The organism is Gracilimonas sediminicola (assembly GCF_024320785.1).
Classification (GTDB): Bacteria; Bacteroidota; Rhodothermia; order Balneolales; family Balneolaceae; genus Gracilimonas; species Gracilimonas sediminicola.
In genome coordinates, this window is the sequence record NZ_JANDBC010000003.1 from 78,052 (window position 1) to 96,917 (window position 18,866).

General features: G+C 45.6%; 20 protein-coding genes. 9 read left to right on the plus strand and 11 right to left on the minus strand.

Going from position 1 to position 18,866, the window contains the following annotated elements:
* Positions 1-14: 14 nt before the first annotated feature.
* A complete protein-coding gene (locus NM125_RS13310; RefSeq protein WP_255135449.1) occupies positions 15-503 on the minus strand; it encodes an arsinothricin resistance N-acetyltransferase ArsN1 family B in 489 nt (162 codons plus the stop codon).
* The gene (locus NM125_RS13315) at positions 503-1,435 is read right to left on the minus strand and encodes an amidohydrolase family protein (RefSeq protein ID WP_255135450.1); all 933 of its coding nucleotides are present in this window, start codon (positions 1,433-1,435) and stop codon (positions 503-505) included. The genes NM125_RS13310 and NM125_RS13315 overlap by 1 nt, the downstream gene beginning before the upstream one ends.
* A gap of 143 nt (positions 1,436-1,578) precedes the next feature.
* On the opposite strand from NM125_RS13315, the gene NM125_RS13320 reads away from it, so the two are divergent.
* Positions 1,579-2,247, plus strand: a complete 669-nt coding sequence (locus tag NM125_RS13320; RefSeq protein WP_255135451.1) for a class I SAM-dependent methyltransferase — start codon at positions 1,579-1,581, stop codon at positions 2,245-2,247.
* Between the two features lie 168 nt (positions 2,248-2,415).
* Complete coding sequence (locus tag NM125_RS13325; RefSeq protein WP_255135452.1) at positions 2,416-2,952, plus strand: REP-associated tyrosine transposase; 537 nt, start codon at positions 2,416-2,418, stop codon at positions 2,950-2,952.
* Positions 2,953-3,048: 96 nt separating this feature from the next.
* Here the strand turns inward: NM125_RS13325 and NM125_RS13330 are convergent, their stop codons facing one another.
* The 5 genes from NM125_RS13330 to NM125_RS13350 all read right to left on the minus strand — a co-directional run bounded on the left by NM125_RS13330 (position 3,049) and on the right by NM125_RS13350 (position 7,604).
* Complete coding sequence (locus tag NM125_RS13330) at positions 3,049-3,417, minus strand: helix-turn-helix domain-containing protein (RefSeq protein WP_255135453.1); 369 nt, start codon at positions 3,415-3,417, stop codon at positions 3,049-3,051.
* A 14-nt stretch (positions 3,418-3,431) separates the two neighbouring features.
* Positions 3,432-3,725 carry a type II toxin-antitoxin system HigB family toxin gene (locus NM125_RS13335; RefSeq protein ID WP_255135454.1) on the minus strand — a complete coding sequence of 98 codons (294 nt, stop codon included), beginning with the start codon at positions 3,723-3,725 and terminating at the stop codon, positions 3,432-3,434.
* A gap of 254 nt (positions 3,726-3,979) precedes the next feature.
* The gene (locus tag NM125_RS13340) at positions 3,980-4,408 is read right to left on the minus strand and encodes a hypothetical protein (protein WP_255135455.1); all 429 of its coding nucleotides are present in this window, start codon (positions 4,406-4,408) and stop codon (positions 3,980-3,982) included.
* 379 nt (positions 4,409-4,787) lie between these two features.
* The gene (locus NM125_RS13345) at positions 4,788-5,186 is read right to left on the minus strand and encodes a DUF1801 domain-containing protein (protein ID WP_255135456.1); all 399 of its coding nucleotides are present in this window, start codon (positions 5,184-5,186) and stop codon (positions 4,788-4,790) included.
* A gap of 75 nt (positions 5,187-5,261) precedes the next feature.
* Complete coding sequence (locus NM125_RS13350; RefSeq protein WP_255135457.1) at positions 5,262-7,604, minus strand: S9 family peptidase; 2,343 nt, start codon at positions 7,602-7,604, stop codon at positions 5,262-5,264.
* A gap of 201 nt (positions 7,605-7,805) precedes the next feature.
* Here NM125_RS13350 and NM125_RS13355 point away from each other — a divergent pair, with 201 nt between their 5' ends.
* Positions 7,806-8,618, plus strand: coding sequence for a UbiA prenyltransferase family protein (locus tag NM125_RS13355; protein WP_255135458.1), 813 nt, complete (start codon positions 7,806-7,808; stop codon positions 8,616-8,618).
* Between the two features lie 139 nt (positions 8,619-8,757).
* Here NM125_RS13355 and rlmD read toward each other — a convergent pair whose 3' ends face one another.
* From rlmD to NM125_RS13375, 4 genes are all read right to left on the minus strand, one after another.
* On the minus strand, positions 8,758-10,167 hold the full coding sequence (rlmD, locus tag NM125_RS13360) for a 23S rRNA (uracil(1939)-C(5))-methyltransferase RlmD (protein ID WP_255135459.1): 1,410 nt from the start codon (positions 10,165-10,167) through the stop codon (positions 8,758-8,760).
* Between the two features lie 2 nt (positions 10,168-10,169).
* A complete protein-coding gene (locus tag NM125_RS13365) occupies positions 10,170-10,718 on the minus strand; it encodes a cyclic nucleotide-binding domain-containing protein (protein WP_255135460.1) in 549 nt (182 codons plus the stop codon).
* Between the two features lie 17 nt (positions 10,719-10,735).
* Positions 10,736-13,084 (minus strand): BamA/TamA family outer membrane protein, encoded by a 2,349-nt coding sequence (locus tag NM125_RS13370; protein ID WP_255135461.1) that lies wholly within the window; start codon positions 13,082-13,084, stop codon positions 10,736-10,738.
* Positions 13,085-13,207: 123 nt separating this feature from the next.
* Positions 13,208-13,462, minus strand: coding sequence for a DUF2795 domain-containing protein (locus NM125_RS13375; protein WP_020402200.1), 255 nt, complete (start codon positions 13,460-13,462; stop codon positions 13,208-13,210).
* 151 nt (positions 13,463-13,613) lie between these two features.
* Here NM125_RS13375 and NM125_RS13380 point away from each other — a divergent pair, with 151 nt between their 5' ends.
* The 6 genes from NM125_RS13380 to NM125_RS13405 are packed head-to-tail and all read left to right on the plus strand — an operon-like array spanning position 13,614 to position 18,856.
* Entirely contained in the window at positions 13,614-13,832 is a 219-nt protein-coding gene (locus NM125_RS13380; RefSeq protein ID WP_255135462.1) for a Sec-independent protein translocase subunit TatA/TatB, read from the plus strand.
* 18 nt (positions 13,833-13,850) lie between these two features.
* On the plus strand, positions 13,851-15,374 hold the full coding sequence (locus NM125_RS13385; protein ID WP_255135463.1) for an amidase family protein: 1,524 nt from the start codon (positions 13,851-13,853) through the stop codon (positions 15,372-15,374).
* Between the two features lie 15 nt (positions 15,375-15,389).
* Positions 15,390-16,154 carry an SDR family NAD(P)-dependent oxidoreductase gene (locus tag NM125_RS13390; RefSeq protein ID WP_255135464.1) on the plus strand — a complete coding sequence of 255 codons (765 nt, stop codon included), beginning with the start codon at positions 15,390-15,392 and terminating at the stop codon, positions 16,152-16,154.
* Positions 16,147-17,109, plus strand: coding sequence for a M28 family peptidase (locus NM125_RS13395; RefSeq protein ID WP_255135466.1), 963 nt, complete (start codon positions 16,147-16,149; stop codon positions 17,107-17,109). The genes NM125_RS13390 and NM125_RS13395 overlap by 8 nt, the downstream gene beginning before the upstream one ends.
* Positions 17,109-17,945: a 50S ribosomal protein L11 methyltransferase gene (gene prmA, locus NM125_RS13400; protein WP_255135467.1), complete on the plus strand. Its 837-nt coding sequence runs from the start codon at positions 17,109-17,111 to the stop codon at positions 17,943-17,945. The genes NM125_RS13395 and prmA overlap by 1 nt, the downstream gene beginning before the upstream one ends.
* Positions 17,942-18,856 (plus strand): Ppx/GppA phosphatase family protein, encoded by a 915-nt coding sequence (locus tag NM125_RS13405; RefSeq protein WP_255135468.1) that lies wholly within the window; start codon positions 17,942-17,944, stop codon positions 18,854-18,856. The genes prmA and NM125_RS13405 overlap by 4 nt, the downstream gene beginning before the upstream one ends.
* The last annotated feature ends 10 nt before the right edge of the window (positions 18,857-18,866 follow it).

Here is an 18,866-nt window from a genome sequence, read left to right on the forward strand (position 1 = left end):
ATGGAAACAGCCACTCATAATCTCTTTTGCCAATACCCCACATCCAGCCATTGGCCGAATTTGAAGCCGATTTCTTTGAAGTGTGCCACTTTCTCCATCCCAAACTTTTCGTGGAGGGCGATGCTGGCATCATTCGGTAAGGTGATGCCAGCTATGGCCAGATGAATATCCTTTTTCTGAAGTTCGGTGAATAAAGCCTGGTAGAGTTTGGTTCCCCAGCCATTTCCGTGACGGTTATGGTCCACATATACCGATATCTCCACCGAATGCCGGTATGCTGATCGCTCTTTCCATTTGGTGGCGTATGCATAACCCGCGATTTCGTTTTGATATTCAGCGACCAGCCAGGGGAGTCCGGCTGATTCTACTTTTTGTATTCGGGACTGAATGTCATTTTCGGTTATCTCAGCTTCTTCAAAAGTGACGGATGTCTCCCGGATGTAGTAGTTGTAGATGTTCTTGATATCAGGGATGTCTTTGGGCTGAACGGGGCGGATCATCATTACTTTTCAGTTTCTCCGTGGTGTTTAGCTATCGTTTCCTCACTTAAATCAAAAAAACGGGCGGCATTATCATACAATATGTTGCGGCGTTGCTTATCAGACAAGAAGTCAATTTCATACAGACGTTTCATGATTAATCCGTAAGGGAGGTTGTCGGAGCCGAACATCAGGCGGTCTTCAAGCCCGACGTCAATAAAGCTTTTCAGGAGACGGGCATGAAGCTCCGCGGGCATTACGCTGTTCAGAATACTCATATCGGTATATACATTGGGGTATTTCTTCATTAAGCGGATAGCCTGATCATGGAAGTTAATCTCACCGCCGTGCATAAGCCAAATTCTAAGATTCGGATGTTTCTTTAATACAGGCTCCAATAGTAAGGGGTTTCCCATTTCTTCATCAAAATTCGGGCAGCATCCTTTCAGGCGGCGTTGTGGTGGCGGACCATGACCGGCATGCACACCCACCGGAATCGAGAGTTCCTCAGCCATTTTGAAGTAAGGTTCCAGCCGTTCGTCAGAAGGGGCCATACCATAGTAAACATACAGCATTTCTCCCATGGCACTCATGCGCCCTTCTTCATATTCTTTTCGCAACCAATCCGGGTCGGGCCAGCCGTCACCTTCCGGAAAGCAGGGATACATTCTCGGATACATGCCGTCGGTGCAGGGAAAGGAAGGCCCGATCTTAAATTTATGCGGAGTATTCGCTTTCCATGCTGCTGCAAGCTCCCGGTCGGCTCCTGATAGCACAGCCAATACTACATGGTGGTCATCCATCTGCTGAAGCACTTGTTCCGCTGAGGCAGAATTTTCGTTTGTGGCATGCAGGTGTACATCGATGATGGGTTGGTGTTGCTTTGACTGTGCGACAGCAAATGCAGTGGAACAATATATCAGCAATGATATAAGCCCGAATGTTTTAGTGGTCATTTGTGAACCCTTGTTAGTTTGAAATGTTATAGCCCCGGTTTGGAAATCAGCTTCCGTGAAATAGCAAAATTAATTCTATACATACAAGAAGCAAAGGTCTCAGTCAGATGCATCCCAAAGGTATAATGGTTACCATTGCTTCCATGAGTAGACAAAACCCAAACCGTTCTAAAAAACCCTGGCCCACCAAAGATGCCATGGAGCAGGTGTATCAAAAAAATCTGTGGGGCGGAGAGCATGCAGATTTTTATTCCGGAACCGGTTCGCATCATCCTGAGTTGGTTGAACCTTATGTAGAGGCTGTAGCTACTTTTCTGCGTTCTTTTGAAGAACCCCCGGTGGTTTGTGATCTGGGATGTGGCGACTTCAACGTTGGCAAGGAGCTGGTAAAGCATACCAAGAAGTATGTGGGGGTAGATATCGTACCGGATCTTATTGAACGAAACAGAGAGAAATTTGAGGCCGACCACCTGGAATTCCGATGCCTGGATATTGCCGAAGATGAATGGCCGCCCGGAGATTGTGTGATCCTCAGGCAGGTGTTGCAGCATCTATCGAATGCAGAGATACAGCGTATTGTGTGTAAGCTGTATGATTATAAGTATATCATTTTAACCGAACACCTGCCCGAAGGCGATTTTGAACCCAATAAAGACATCATTTCAGGTCAGGGAACCCGGCTTAAAAAGGGGAGCGGGGTTGATTTGCTGGCACCACCATTTAACCTTCGGGTTCAAAAAAAAGAACAATGGCTGGCTGTTCCCGCAGTGGAATGGGGCGGGGTTCTGGTGACTACGTTTTACAGATTGTAGGCCGGGCCTCAAGAGGGCAACTAGCCCTCGTTAGCCCTCTTTCCCAACACTGTAGCTCTCGTTCCCAACATCCATGTTGGGAACGCCCGCCCGGACCTCCCGGTCCTGATTTAGAATTATTTTGTAAGGAGTTCCATTCTTAGCCCTCTAACTGTTAAAAAAGAAACAATGGGACGAAGCCGATACAAATTTTATGAATCACACTACCCATACTTTGTCAGTAGCACCTTATTGGAAGAGCTTCCGCTATTTTCAAAACCGCAGGTTGCTCAGGTATTACTTGAACAGTTTATGGTGCTGCAAAATATGAGGTCGGTTAAGGTATATGCGTATGTAATCATGCCTAATCATTTTCATGCGGTGGTACAGGGAGAGCAATTATCAAAAAAGCTCAGGCTTACAAAATCCTATGCTGCGCGACAGATACTGGAGGTGTTAAAGCGGTATGGACATACCCGGTGGTTGCGGAAGTTGAAAGAATGCAAACGGTCTTATAAAAGGCACCGCACCTTTCAAGTGTGGGAAGAGGGGCTGCATCCAAAGCAACTCAGTACGACAGAGATGATGGCTCAGAAGATTGCATACATTCATCAGAATCCTGTAAAGGCGGGCTGGGTGAATGCTCCGGATGACTGGAGGTATTCATCTGCAGGAAATTACCTGGGCCGGGAGGGATTGATTCCGGTTACCTTATTTGCCGGTTAAAGATGTGTTTAGCTTACATGCTTTTGCGCGGGTGGACCGGGTGGTCCACTATAGCATTCCCAACAGGGTTGTTGGGAACGAGGGGAAAACACTTTGTTATGTAACCGGCTCTGGTTCTTGAATTAATACTTCTGCCGGGATCCCAAGTTTTTTGTGCAGCAATTTAATATGACGGAGAGAAAGAGAGCGTTTCCCTGAGAGTATTTCACTTGCTCGTGATTTTGATCCCAACACTTTGGCCAAATCTTTCTGTTGCATTCCTAATTGATCCATGCGAAACTTAATAGCTTCAACGGGTTTTGGAGCTTCAATAGGGAAATGCTTTTTTTCGTATTCATCCACTAAAATTCCTAATATTTCCAATTCGTCACCTTCGTCACTTCCAGGCTTGGCGTCAAAGATTTTTTCAATCCGATCTAATGCTCTTTGATAATCGTCTTCGGTATGTATGGGTTGAATCTGCATGATTAATATCCGCTTTAAATTGTTGTTGCATCAATTTTGTCGTATTCAGCATGAGTACCTACAAAACGGATGAATACCTGTCCGTAGTCATAATTAATTTTGACCACCAACCTATAGTTATTGCCCTTGATATTGAAAACCACTCGGTTGTCAGGAAGAATACTCGCATGTGGATATTTATTCTTAATGTCAGAAGGTGATTCCCATTGGGAATTCTCTGCTTCAGAAAACCATGCCTTTAAAGCATCTTCACTGTCCGAATGATTAATCCAAAACTCCCGTAATGTCTTTCGGGCAAATACTCGCATAAAAGAATATAGAAAGTTCCACTATTGGGAACAAGAGAATAGATAGGTTATATAACGACCCAGCATTTAAACGGAGCGCGAATTATGAGTTAATAAATGGCAAGAATATCATGCTTTTGCACGGGTGGACCGGGTGGTCCACTATAGCATTCCCAACAGGGGTGTTGGGAACGAGGGAAAATCATCTCCAAACTCTTCCATTGATATAGTTGGTTTGAATTAGTTACCTAACGACCCAGCGTTTAAACACCTTGTTATGCCAATCTATTTGGTTCTGTGAAAAACTTATTCACTTGTTTTGACTTCCAGATTATCAGAGGTATTGATAAAAAAGTTCCGGTAAACAATAAATAAAACGCTACATATCCAATCTGATAATAAATGTCTTCTGGCGCGAATTCTAAGTAACCTCTTATGGAAATATATATAGCGAGAATAAATAGCAGAAATGAATGAAAAACAGCGCCAAACTTTGCAAATACTTTTCTTTTCCAAATGCCAACAATGACCGTACAGATAAAAACAAGGGCGAGAAAATTTAATGCGGTTCCCAAAAAATTTGTTGTCGTAAAACTTGAAAATAATTCGACAACATAGCTATAAGCACCAGCAGCATGTGCAATTATAAAGAATAGGGATATTGCTTGATAGAACCACAAAACAATAGGAATCTTTTTAATCATCTGAATTTCTGAAATTGGTATAACATAATATTATCCAAACGAGGGTATTGTTAGGGCGAACGAACCGAAACCGCCTTTACACGATTTTTTAACCCTTAGTATTCGCCTAACGTCCGATTTTATAATAAGCGAAGGTGCGAAAATTCTTTCTAAAAGTACAAACCCATTATTTACAAGTGGCTGAAATGTAAAGGAGTAGGGTATGAGTAGTCTTTACTGGCAGGCAGGCTCCGCAGAAATGATAGGATGAGGAAATAGGTAGAATTAAAAGTCATCCTGATCCGCCAGCTGGCGGAGATGGCTCTTAGCCGGAAAACACTTGGTAATCATTTCGTGGCAAAGGTTCTTCGCTACCGCTCAGAATGACTTTGGTTGGTATCTACCGTTTATCCAAATGATACCGCAGCGCCATCTGAATGCAAATCCGAAGTTCTTTTTCAGGGAGCTCGGTATCGACTGGTAAAAGAATGGCGCGGTTTCCCTCAAAATTCAGCTCATCACCAAACATGCTTCGGTAGGTATCAATCAAAGAGGTATTGCAGCTTACATACATCCCAATCTGATCCGGGCTTTTCTCCTTCCAGTCGATGCGCAAGGTGGTACCGCTCTTTGGTCGTTTGGTAAGGTAAGCCGGCTCACTCCATTTCAGCGTTTCCTCCAGTTCCCCCACGCCCTCCGTGCTACCGGCCACCTCATAAATCAGCCCCCGCAACCGCTCCATCTTCACCCTGATATGCTCCGGGTACGCCTCAAACTTTTCCTTTACACCATTATCCATTTCTGGTCATTTTTAATCGCTAATCGTCACTGGTCATTAGTCATTGGTCGTTTGACACTCGTCACTCGTCGTTTGTCACTCGTCAATCCCCCCAAACTGATACTCCTTCGGCGGATCCACACCCTTCAAATGTTTCACAAAATAATCCCAGCGCTTTCGCATCATATAATCCTCGCTGTAATATCCGTGTCCGCGGTTCGGAAACATGATCATATCAAAGTCTTTGTTGGCTTCAATCAGGGCGTTTACGACCAGCAGTGTGTTGTAAGGAGGGACGTTGCTGTCGAGTGTACCATGGGTGATCAGCAGCTTGCCTTCCAGGCTGTCGGCCAGTAATTGGTTGGCCTGATTGTCGTAGTTGGTGGACTGATCATCGGTAGCTCCATCAATGTTGGTAGCTTTGAGCAGCCCCTGCCACTTCTCTCCCCATGGATCAGCATAGTTTCGGTTATCATGGTTACCGGCGCCTGAAACAGCGACATCATAAAAACCGGGATAGGCGAAAAGGGCACGGGTAGAAGCAAACCCACCTCCGGAATGACCGAAAATCCCCACACGACTTATATCCATCCAGGAATGACGGTCACCAAGCTGTTCAATCATGGTAATTTGATCGGGAAGGCCATTGTCGCCCATGTTTCCATAATAGAAGTCATGAAATTCTTTAGAGCGTCCCGGCGTGCCCATCGCATCAACTTCAACCACGATAAAGCCGAGTTCAGCCAGGGCTTGTTTGTCGGAACGGGCGGCACGGAAAGCGCGACTGCCTACACTACCGGTTTGCGGGCCGGGGTAAATGTAATTCAACACAGGGTACGACTCCGATGAGCTGAAATTGGACGGCTTATACATCAATCCGTATAAATCGGTGACCCCGTCTCTGGCTTTAACGGAAAACGGAACCGGAGGAACCCAGCCGTGGGCCTGCAGTTCTGAGATATCAGCGGATGCAAGTTCAACCAGCACTTCGCCATCCATGTTTCGAATAACGGAAGTGGGTGGAGTGGTTGGGGTGGAACGGGTATCCACAAAGTAGTTTCCGGATTCAGAGACTTCGATTTCATGATGCGCTTCTTCAGGCGTTAGCAGGCGGAGCTCGGTCCCGTCAAAATTCACCCTGTAAAAGTATTCGAAATAGGGATCGCCTTCCTCACTTACCGCACCGGTGAAATAGATGGTTCGGGAATCTTCATCCACGTGACGAACCTGATTCACATTCCAGTCGCCGGAGGTAATCTGGTTCTTAAGCTTGCCGGTTTGAAGGTCATAGAGGTATAAATGTCCCCAGTTATCCCGCTGTGAATACCAAATCACTTCATTGCTTTCGTTCAGCACGTGCCAGTTCACCATGTCGTTACCGGACTCGAAAAAGGTGTCGGTTTCTTCAGTCAACACAGACCGAACACTGCCGGTAGTTGGATTAGCGGTTTGAAGGTGCACATCCTGATGATCCCGGGATACAGTTACAAAAGCCAGCGTATTGCTGTCATTACTCCATTCATTATCCAGGAACGAACCGCTCCAGTCCGCAATATGATCGGTGATGGTTGAACGCTGAGGGTCAGGAGATTTGCGCAGCCTGACTACTTTCGGTGCAGGTTCCAGGTTAATTACTACCCGGTGAATGCGGAAAATTACACTGTCACCCGGTAAGGGATATTTCCAGGCCTCCAACTCCGGGTGACCCACTTTAGTGGAAGCGAGGTACATTTCTCCAACACCACGGGCATCCTGTTGAAAGGTCGAAATTCGTTTTGAATCGGGTGACCATAATACCACGGGGCCGTCTCTTTTCACCCAACCGGCATTGTTGGTGGCATAGCCGAAGTTCTCGCGGCCGTCATAGGTCAGCTGAGTTACCCGGCCGGTTTCGAGATTCCGCATAAAGAGGTTATGATCCCTGATAAACACCGATTTCTTTCCATCGGGGGAAACTGATTCATTCCAGTAATTGCGGACTTCATCGCGGGTGATTTCGCAATCGTAGCCGGTGAGTTCACATTGATACTCTTTGCCATCGGCAGAAAAGGTGATGGCCTCGCCACCGTCGGTAAAGTCAAAACTCCGGAAAGGGAGGTCAAGCGGTTCCACATCTTCGCCCATCATTCCTGATAAAACATCAGCCAGCCGGTTATGGTCAAAAGCCCGTTCTTTGGTTCTCGCTTCGGGATCAGCCATCATAAATTCAGTTCCGTCCGCTAAAGAATGGCGGTAAATAAGGCGGTCATCATCCAGCCATTCCTCTCCGGCAATGGTTCCGTGAACCAGATCATTGGTATGTCCGGAAAGCATTTTCTCGGCTCTCTGGTAGTCTTCTTCAGAAACTTTTTCAGAGTAAATTTTACAGCCGGAAGCTATCAGTATTAAAGAGGACAGGAGAATGAGGAGAGGGAAAGAGCGATAGGGTAAAAATCTCATAGGGAAATTTAGTTGGTTGTGTTTGGTGTTGCGAATATAGAGAATCGTGAGACTTCTTCAAGTAAAAGGTTGTGGTAACATTTTGTTTGTAGCAAAGAATCAGAGTACAAAGCTAATAAATGAAAGACCGTTGGAATGGTTATTTGTGACAAAATAATATGCCGGTGTTTTAGTCTTCCTGAAAATGCATAAGTTCACCCCATGAAATTTATAGGATCTATCTTCGATTTTTATTTGCAGAGCAGTATTCATGTAGGGCTTGCCGTAATGGCTCTTGCTGCGCTTTCGGTGATGCAATTTGGTTTTGTGCCGGAGCCAACGTTATTGCTTTTTATTTGGCTGGGAACCATCTGCGGATATAATTTTGTGAAGTACGCCGGCATTTCAAACCGGCATCATCTTGAGATTACGAAGAATGTATTACTCATTCGGATTTTTACCGTGTGCAGCTTCGCCGGTTTATTGTACTTCGGCCGGTTACTTCCGGCCCATATTTGGTACACAACGGGAGTTGTGGGAGTGCTTACCGCTTTGTACACCATTCCATTCTTCAGGCAAAAGAACCTGAGGAGTTTCAAAGGAGCTAAAGTATTTGTGATCGCCGCAGTCTGGGTCGGGTTTACCGTTGTACTGCCCCTTCAATACCATTACATGAGTTTTTTGAGTGAACGGGTTCTTCTGCAAAGTGCAGAGATATTCTTATTTGTGATAGTCCTGATGCTACCCTTTGAGATTCGGGATCTGAAATATGATATGCCTCACCTTGTGACTATTCCGCAAATGATGGGAGTTCAGAAAACGAAGTGGCTTGGAACGGCCTTGGTGGGTGTAATAGCTATCCTCATTTACCTTCAGAAGTATGTTTACGCCTCCTATATGCCGATGAACTTCGGTGTATTAGGGATTCTTCTGATGGCGGTCTGGTTCAGCCGTGAAAATCAGGGCAGGTATTACGCTTCTTTTTGGGTGGAGAGCATTCCGATCGTTTGGCTGGTGGCGTATTTGTTTATATAGTTTAAGCATGTTTGTAAAGCACAGGGGTGAACCACATGCTTGTGTACTTGAACAGGCCAAAACCCAGCTCAAATGTGTATTAAGATCCAAATTCATTGCTGTAAACAAGCAAAGCCTTTCAGGGCTGAAGCAACTTGTATTAATCCCGAAGCTTCAGCTTGGCTACCGCTTCAATGTGATAGGTTTGAGGGAACATATCCACCGGCTGCACTTCTTCGATCTCATACACTTCCTTTAGTTCTTTCAGGTCGCGCGCCATGGTGGAGCTGTTACAGCTTACGTATACAATGCGAGGGACTTTCAGCTCACAAAGCCGTTCAACCACATCCGGGTGCATGCCGGCGCGGGGAGGGTCGGTGATCAGTACATTGGGAGCCCCGTATTCATCTACCACTTCCTGGGTAAATACATCTTTCATATCTCCCTTAATGAAAGAAACATTCCCGACTTCATTCTCTTTTGCGTTGAACCGTGCATTTTCAACGGCCACATCCACCAGTTCGATTCCCAGAACGTGCTTGGCCGGTTTGCTCATAAATAAACTCAGGGTACCCACTCCGCAATACAGGTCATACACAACATCACCGTCTTCCAGTTCGGCGTAATCCCGGGCAATTTCATACAGCTTTTCTGCTTGTGCGGTATTGGTTTGAAAAAATGCATTGGGGTGAATCTTGAAGGTAAATTCCCCGATTTTATCGACAATGTAACCCGGGCCGTGCAGCACTTTCTCAAAGCGTCCGACTGCCGTTGGACTTTTCGTATCGTTCACATTATTCACGATGGTGGTGATGAAGGAGAATTCATCAAGCAAGGCTTTTGTCATCTTTTGCATTACTTCCTGATCATCCTGGTACGTCACCAGGTTCACCATAAAGTCATCGGTGTGATGGGAGTTTCGGATCATCACGTGCCGCATAAAACCGGTGTTTTCAAAGGTATCGTACGGTTCAATGCCGTGCTCAATGCAGTAGCTTCTCACGAAATCCAGAATCTCAAACGATTCTTTCACCTGCAGGTGACATTCCTTCAAGTTCAGGATTTTATCAAAACGCCCCGGGGCATGAAGTCCGGCTGCAAAGGCAGAATCATCCACATACTCATCGCTCCGGATTTCTTCTTCCGTGAGCCAGCGGCGTGAGCTGATGCTGTACTCCATCTTATTCCGGTAGTAAAACTCCTGATCGGCACCGACTGCTTCTTTGACGATGGAACCATCCAGCCCGCCAATTCGCTCGATGTGATCCCGAACCTGCTGGCTTTTGAACTCAATCTGTTTCTGGTAGGGGATATGCTGCCAGCTGCAACCGCCACAGACTTTGGCATGCTGGCACTTAGGCTCAATGCGGTGCGGACTGGGTTCCAACACCTCAAGCAGTTTTGCCTCCCGGTGCTTCTTTTTCTTTTTAACGATTCGGGCTTTTACTTTATCTCCCGGGGTGGTGCCGGGTACAAATACGGCAAGTCCATCCACCTTTGCCAAACCTTTACCCTTAAACGCCGCATCTATAATTTCGAGTTCTACTTCCTGACCTTTTTTAAGCGACATATTTATACTTTCTCTTCTCTGTTTGCTTCGTAATACGTTTGAAATTGAATGTTGAGGGCCAGCTGTTCACTTGAAACTTCGGCAAGTTTCCGGGCCGTTGTTTCCAGCTGACGTAAAGCGATGTTGGTAAGTGTTTGCAAAAATTTAACGGCTATTTGAGGATGCCGGTCTCGTAGGACTTCAAAATCCGGTTTGAAAAACCCGAGCAGGTCACAATCGGTGACGCAACGTGCTGAGGACTTTCTCCTCAAATTATATCCAATGGAAAGTGCTCCGAAGCTATCCGGCGATTCCAGCTCAAGTTCAGAAATAATACCCTCTGCTGTTTCATCATCCGGGTTTCCAATGGTGAGTTGTATTTTCCCTTTTTCGATGAAGTACATGCCGGTACCGGGATCGTTTTTGTAGAATACGTATTCGCCCTCTTTGTAGCTTCGGCGGTGGCAAAGTTGCAGAAACTCATAGCGTTCAGCCGGGTTGAGGTTTGCCAGGAACTTCGACTTGAAGACGATATTCGACTGATCTTTTAAGCGACTTAATTTATCAAACATAGCACCTGTGATTGAGGTTAAAAGGAGTGACCGATCCCAAAACTGAAATATAGCTGCTTGTTGTTTAACCAGCCATCCTGAAGGTCGTGCAGGCGGAAGGCAAAATCAAACCGAACTACCACATATTCCCAATCTAAACGTAAACCCGGTCCGCTGCCCACAGCAATTTGGTTATAAAAATTGTCAAAACGAAAACGACCTTGTTCAAGCCTGTCTTGGTTGTTTTCATCGCGGAAATCATTTTCAGGACCGTACCACACATTGCCGGCATCCACGAATAGGGCAGCCATCCAGTTGGCACCCAGAAAGTCCCGGATGAAAGTTTGCCGTACTTCGCTAAAGGCAGCCAGCTTGATTTCACCGCCGGGAATGTTCACGTTGTCGGTAGAGATATCACCCGGTCCAAGCTGGAACGGAGCCCAGCCACGAATATCATTACTTCCTCCTGCAAAAAACCTTCGGTTAAGCGGGATAGAGTTGGAGCCTCCGTAAGGTTGGGCAAAACCACCAAAAAGTCTCCAGGCAAATACTCCTGAATTTGAAATGGGGACGTAGCGACGATAATCTGCAGAAAGCTTTACAAAACGGCTGTAGCTTAAATCGTTATCACTCAAACCAAACAGGGAGGGAAGATTGCCTTCCAGCGTGTCTGGTGTTGAAATATGATTGTCAATCAGGTAGGGGATGTTACCACCCACCGAAATGGAATACTCACTGAAATACCCGCGATTTCTTTTAATAAGATCCGTGTTTTGGCTTCGGAATGTATATCGTATGATGGATGATACCTGCGGCTCAAAATCCTCCAGAATACGCTGCAGTTCAAAGGCATCTACGATGGTGCCATCCTGAAGGGTATCGGTACCAAATTCATTGCGAAGGTTTCGGATGTAGGCATCGGATGGGTTGGTATCCACCAAATCCAGTTCAATTAAGTCCAGGAAACTGGAATAATTGGGGGTGTGATTAACTTCATACCGCATGTTAAAACCCACGTCAGAGTTTATATCGAATAACAGCTGATCGGAACGGCTATAGGATAACAAGTATCGGGTTACACCACTGGTAAAGCCCGGACGGTTATCAAGAGTGCGGAATGGGAAGTTCAAGCGGGGAACAGAGTACTCAGCTCTCAATTCGTAGCTTCGGAATACGGAAGATTGAGTGGCAGTGGTGTCAATTTCTTCCAAAACAGCCGGGCTCACAAACTCGAAACTGGCATTGGCACCGATAATCAGGTTTTCTGCATTTCCGAATACATTGTTATTGTTGTAATCGATTCCAAAACCTGTACCGTAACCATATCGCTTCATCCCAAACAGTTCGGTAGAAATACTGTGTTTGGTAAGGGTTTGAAGGTCAAAGTAAACCGGAATTTCTTCTCTGTTGAAGTCCGGCAGGGCCTGGTTCTCGTTCTGCCCGAAGCGTTGTATGTAAAGCATCCCGAGATTCTGAAACTCATTTACCGTCTCCAGATATAAAGAGTGATTGTAAATGGAACCCGGCTTAAACAGCAGCTGACTGGAAAGCAAGCTAAAGTGAGATTGCGTACCCGGTTCTTTCTGCAGATATATCACATTCGAAGAATCCACGGTATGTGGAGGGCCGATCAGAGTATCTTTTTGGGTATAATTAACGGGAGGTTCTTCGTCACTTAAACGAACCCTGATATCGCCGAAACGATAAATCTCTCCGGGATTCACCTGGTACAACACATCGAGGGTGTTGGCTGAAGTGGAATCGGGCTTCACCAAAGCAATGACGGAATCCCGCTGAACGGAGGCATACCCATTATTCTTCAGGAAGGTGATGATCCGTTGCTGCTCATTGCTGAGCTCCTGTGAACTGTACTGACGGTTTACACGGTAAGTGTTTTCATCAATACGTCCTTTGGTAAGGATGCTTTGTTCCAGGAAGTTCACCCTCTTTTGAGGATCTGAAAATCCCGGTATTCCCCGGTACGAAATGGTATTGATGAAATAAGGCTCACCTTCATCTATAATAAAAGAGACCTCAATTTTATCGGTCCGGTACTCTACAATGGTTGTATCTACCGCCACATCCAAAAAACCCAGCGACTCGTAGTACAGGGCAATCCGCTCCATATCGTTGGCAACGGTTTGCAGGTTCAGGTAGGTGGGGTCTTCACCAAATATTCCATTCGACAAGTTCCAGATAAAGTACCAGGGGGTAAAGCGTGGGATTCCGAGGAATTCGCGATTGGTACGGGTTCTTACCAGCGTTTCTAAAGTGCGGTCTTTGATGTTTTCATTTCCTGAAAACCGGATACGGCGCACTACATCTTCGGTGTTGGTGCTTTCCTGAGTTTGTTGAGCATAAATTTCTGCAGGGTGAATGATACCCACCCATGCAAAAATACATAGCAGAAATGTGATTCTAAGTAGGCTGTAGATAGATGCAAGCAAGGTAATACAGAAAAAACGGCTGTTCTTTACAGAACAACCGCAGCCTCTGTTGAGGATTAGTTATTAAACGTCGTCGTAATCGAATCCTTCGTCTTCTTCATTATGAAAGAAGTCTTCTTTTCGGATGTAGTCGGGCCAGATATCTTCAATACCTTCATATACAGGCTCTTCACCTTGTTCGATTTCTTCAAGCTCTTCGAGATTTACAATAACCTGGTTAGGCAAGCCATTGCGTTCTGCCCATTCAATAAGTTCTTCCCGGGTGGCCGGGAAAGGGGCATCATCTAAAGCTGCGGCTAATTCAACGGTCCAAATCATAGTTAAGTAATTATTTTAGAATGAATGAGTGTAATAAACACATGTGTTGATAAAACACAAGTGAATAAATAAAATTTTTGTTCCAAATTCGTGCCGAAAATATTGTTATCTTCGCACAAATACATCAACTAAATCCTGAGAGGATTATTTTATGTTTAACAGTTTAGGTGCACCTGAAATTCTCATTATTGCCATCATGGTTTTGGTACTTTTCGGAGCAAAACGCATTCCGGAATTGGCTCGTGGATTAGGGCAGGGAATTAAAGAATTCCGCCAGGCTTCAAAAGACATCAAAAAAGAAATTGAAGACAGTTCCCGCGATATAAATGATGCGGCTAATCACGAAGAAACCTCTTCTAAAAGCAAATAAACCCAGAAATTGAACTACATGACTATTACAGAGACTCGAGAAAAAGTCTTATCAGGAGAACTAAAACTTCGAGAACTTGTAGAGCAGTACAGAAAAGAAATTGAGACCCATAATTCGGAAATCAATGCCTATGTAGCCACCGATTTTGAGGGGGCTCTTGCCCGGGCCGATGAGGTTCAAAAAAAGGTTGATAACGGTGCCGCCGGAAAGCTTGCCGGGGTGGTGATGGGAATCAAAGACGTGATTTCTGAGCGAGGAAAGAAGCTAACCTGTGCGTCAAAGATACTTGAGAACTTCGAAAGCGTGTATGATGCCACCGTAATTGAACGACTTCGGGAAGAAGACGCCATCTTTATCGGGCGACTTAATATGGATGAATTTGCGATGGGCTCCACCAACGAGTACAGCAATTTCGGTCCTGTTAAGAATCCCCAAAATACTGATAAAGTGCCCGGTGGTTCGTCAGGCGGGAGTGCAGCTGCTGTAGCTTCCGGAATGGCCATGACAACCTTAGGTTCAGATACCGGTGGTTCCATTCGTCAGCCCGCTTCGTATTGTGGTGTTGTTGGGTTGAAGCCTACTTATGGTCGGGTTTCACGATACGGACTGGTTGCATTTGCTTCTTCATTTGATTGTATCGGTCCGCTGGCTAATTCAGTGGAAGACACCGCCCGCATTTTAGATGTCATCGCCGGCTTTGATGAACGGGACAACACTTCATCACACCGTGAGAAAGATGACTATGTGGGTGCGGTTCAAAATCCAGACAAGAATATTAAAATCGGGGTGCCTGAGGAATTTTTTGGTGAAGGTCTTGATGAGGAAATCAAAAAAGGTATCGAAGAAGTACTGGATAAGCTGGAAGCAGATGGGGCCGAGTTGGTTCCCATTCATCTGCCTCATACCAAATATGGAATCTCCACTTATTATATTTTAGCTACAGCTGAAGCCTCCAGTAACCTGGCCCGATATGATGGAATTCGGTACGGGCACCGCGCTGATAAGGATGAGATGCGGGATGAGCTCAAAAAAGAAGAGCAGGCTTTAAAAGAAGCATTCGAACAGGCCAAAGGCGAAGAAAAAATTGAGCTACAGGAAAAACTTTCAAAGCTGGATTCTCCGCTCATTCGCTTGTATAAAAAATCCAGAACCGAAGGGTTTGGAACGGAAGTAAAGCGGCGTATTATGCTGGGGACCTACGTATTGAGTGCGGGTTATTATGATGCCTACTACGGTAAAGCCCAAAAAGTGCGCCGACTCATACAGAACGATTATAAGGAAGCCTTCAAAAAAGTGGACGTAATCGTAAGCCCTACGGCGCCAACCACGGCTTTTGACTTAGGATCTAAAATGGATGATCCCGTGCAAATGTACCTGAACGATGTATATACCATTACAGCTAACCTGGCCGGTATTTGTGGAATCAGTGTTCCTGCGGGTACACACAGTAACGGACTTCCTTACGGCATTCAGTTTATGGGAGACAGCTTCCAGGAAACCAAGGTTCTGAATGCTGCACGACTTGTAGAACTCCAATCATAAAACTACTCCACACTTATGAACAGGCTGAAAGGTAAAACGGCAATTGTAACCGGAGCTACCGCAGGTATTGGTTACAAAACCACGGAGCTTTTGGCTGAACAAGGGGTACATCTCGTAGTTACCGGTCGCCGTGAGGAAAGGCTGGAGGAGATCAAAGAAAAGCTCGAATCAGAGTATGAGGTAAAGGTTCAAACAGCCGCTTTTGATATACGTGATGCTGATGCCTGTCGGTCTTTTGTAGAATCACTGACAGCCAACATAGATCTTCTGGTGAATAACGCCGGCCTTGCCAAAGGAACCGACCCGGTTTACGATGCAGAGTTTGATGACTGGAATACTATGATTGATACGAATGTCAAAGGACTGCTGTATTTGTCCCGGCTTATCATCCCGCAAATGAAAGAACGAAACACCGGGCATATTATAAATGTGGGTTCTACGGCAGGTCACGAATCCTATGCCGGGGGAGTGGTTTACACCGCCACAAAACATGCCGTAAAGGCCATTACCGAATCGACCAAGAAAGATCTGCATGGGACAGAAGTCCGTGTGAGTATGGTATCGCCCGGACTGGTGGAAACTGAGTTCAGCGAAGTACGTTTTAAAGGCGACAAAGAAAAAGCGGCAGAGGTTTATAAAGGAATGAAGCCGCTGGTTGCTCAGGATATTGCCGAAATCATCGTTTTTGTAGCGAACCGTCCGGCCCACGTGAATATTATGGACACCATTATTTATCCTACCGCCCAATCTTCAGCAACAATGGTACACCGAGATGTATAAATGGCTTTTCTTAGCTCTGGCACTTCTATTAACCGGCTGTTCAGATTCTGATAAATCAGGCCTTCAATTTTCCGAAAAAGGGCGAGAGGTTCCTGAATTCAATGCAGATACCGTCTATAAGTTTGTTCAGCAACAGGTAGATTTTGGTCCCCGTGTGCCGAACACGGAAGCTCACCGGCAAGCGGAGGCTTATTTTGTGGAGAAGCTCAAGGAATATGCCGGCCCCAATGCTGTTTTTGTACAGGAATTTACCGCCGAAGGCTATGATGAACAGCTCGAACTCGGCAATGTGATTGCAGCTTTCAACCTAAGTGCTCAGGATCGGATAATGATAAGTGCTCACTGGGATAGCCGTCCACGTGCTGATATGGACTCAACCCGACAAGATGAAGGCATAGTTGGTGCAGATGATGGTGGAAGCGGAGTAGCCGTTTTGCTGGAACTGGCCCGGATGTTCAGCGAGAATCCTCCGCCAATAGGAGTAGATATTGTATTGTTTGACGGTGAAGATTACGGAGAATCGGGAAGCCTGGAGAAATACTTTCTCGGTTCCCGGTATTGGTCGAACAATCCTCCCGTTCCGGGATACAGCCCCCGTTTTGGGATTTTGCTGGATATGGTTGGAGCCGAGGGAGCTCAATTCCCAAAAGAGCGATATTCACTGAATTATGCTCCAAATCTGGTGGAAGAAGTATGGAATATCGCTGCCGAGAAAGGCTACGAAGATTATTTTCTGAATGAAGAAGGCGCCGCTGTTTCCGATGATCATGTAATCGTGAATGAACAAGCCCGGATTCCCATTATAAATATCATAAATCATAGCCGGACACCCCGGGGTAATGCGCAGTTTGCCCCTCACTGGCACACCCATAATGATAACATGGATATCATTAGCAGAGAAACACTGCAAGCGGTGGGTGATGTAATGGCTGAACTTATTTACAACCGATTATAATGGAATATGTTGAACTTCGGATTTCACTTAATGATGACTTTCACGAACTGCTGATTGCCGAACTTTTTGATCTTGATTTTGAAGGCTTTGAGCAGGATGATGATTTGCTCATTGCGACCATTCCCACTCAGCGGTTTGACGATTCTAAAAGGGAAGAAATTGAGAAGCTACTGATGAAATTCGGGGGAGAGTCATCCATTCTAAGCGAAAAAATTATACCCGATCAAAACTGGAACGAGACTTGGGAACGAACCATACAACCCCAGGCTATTGGCCGGTTTTACGTGCATCCTACCTGGTCAACAACCGATTCCGACATCAGTGATAAAATCGAGCTGATGATTGACCCAAAGATGGCTTTTGGAACCGGCTATCATGCAACCACAAGGGTAATGCTGGAATGGCTCCCGGAGGTTATCAGTGAAGGCGACAAAGTACTTGACGCCGGAACGGGAACGGGCATTTTAGCTATTGCCGCTTTAAAGCTGGGAGCTGAATCCGCCTTTGGTTTTGATATTGATGAGTGGAGCGAGACCAATGCCCAGGAAAACATTCTTCTTAATGAAGTAGATAACTTTGAAGTTAAACTTGGTTCCACAGAAGTAATTCCAAGCGGTGAGAAATTCGATGTGATTTTAGCCAACATCAATCGGAATGCTTTGATAGAATTAATTCCTGAATTACTGGGCTTTTTGAAGGAGGACGGAAAACTGCTCCTATCCGGACTACTGGAAGAGGATGAACCGGTGATGTTAAAACAGGAGGCTCTTGAAAAACTCACTCACCTTGATACCCGCCGGCATAAAGAATGGATAGCTATATTATTTGAAGCATGAAAGCAGCGATAGACATTGGTACAAATACGGTTTTACTGTTAGTGGCTGAATATGAAAACGGGGTGATTAAAAATGTTCATGAAGAGCATCGTGTGCCCCGCCTTGGGAAAGGAGTTGATGCCGATAAAAATATCAATGAGGCGGCTACCGAAAGAGTAATAGATGCCTTAAGTGCCTACCGGAAAATTTTAGATGCCGACTTCCCTAAAGTTGATCAAATCATAGTTACCGCTACCAGTGCCGTTCGTGATGCCAATAATCGGGACGAATTTATGGCAAGTGTGAAAGAGGAAACCGACTTTGAGATTCGGTTGCTTTCGGGAAGAGAAGAAGCGGAGTGCACAGCTTCAGGAGCGTTATCGGTGTTGGAGAATATAGAAGACGAAGAAACACTGATCCTGGATATCGGGGGTGGAAGTACCGAGATCGCTCAGGTTAAGAAAGGAAAAGTTATTGACGGTTATTCTTTTGATATGGGGTCTGTCCGGTTTACAGAACGCTTCTTGTCCGGTAATCCGCCTTCCTACGAAGAAATTGAGACCTGCAGAAATAAGATTACCGAGTTTTATAAGAGCAGGGAATTTGAGGTGAATGAAAGATTAAAAGCCGTGGGTGTAGCCGGAACGGTAACCACGCTGGCTGCCATGGCTCTGGATATCACAAATTACGAGCCGGAGAAATTAAACGGCCATTCCCTAAAGCTTGACACCGTAAGGCACTATATTGATATGTTTTCAGAGAATACCCATGAAGATATGCTGGCTCAGAATCCGGTTTTTCTACAGGGAAGGGAAGATATTTTTATGGGAGGGATGCTGATTCTGGAAGGCTTCATGAAGCATTTTAATTTTGACGAACTCCTCGTTTCTACCGGGGGCATTCGTCATGGGGCAATTATCACCTTAGCGTAATTAAAAAAGC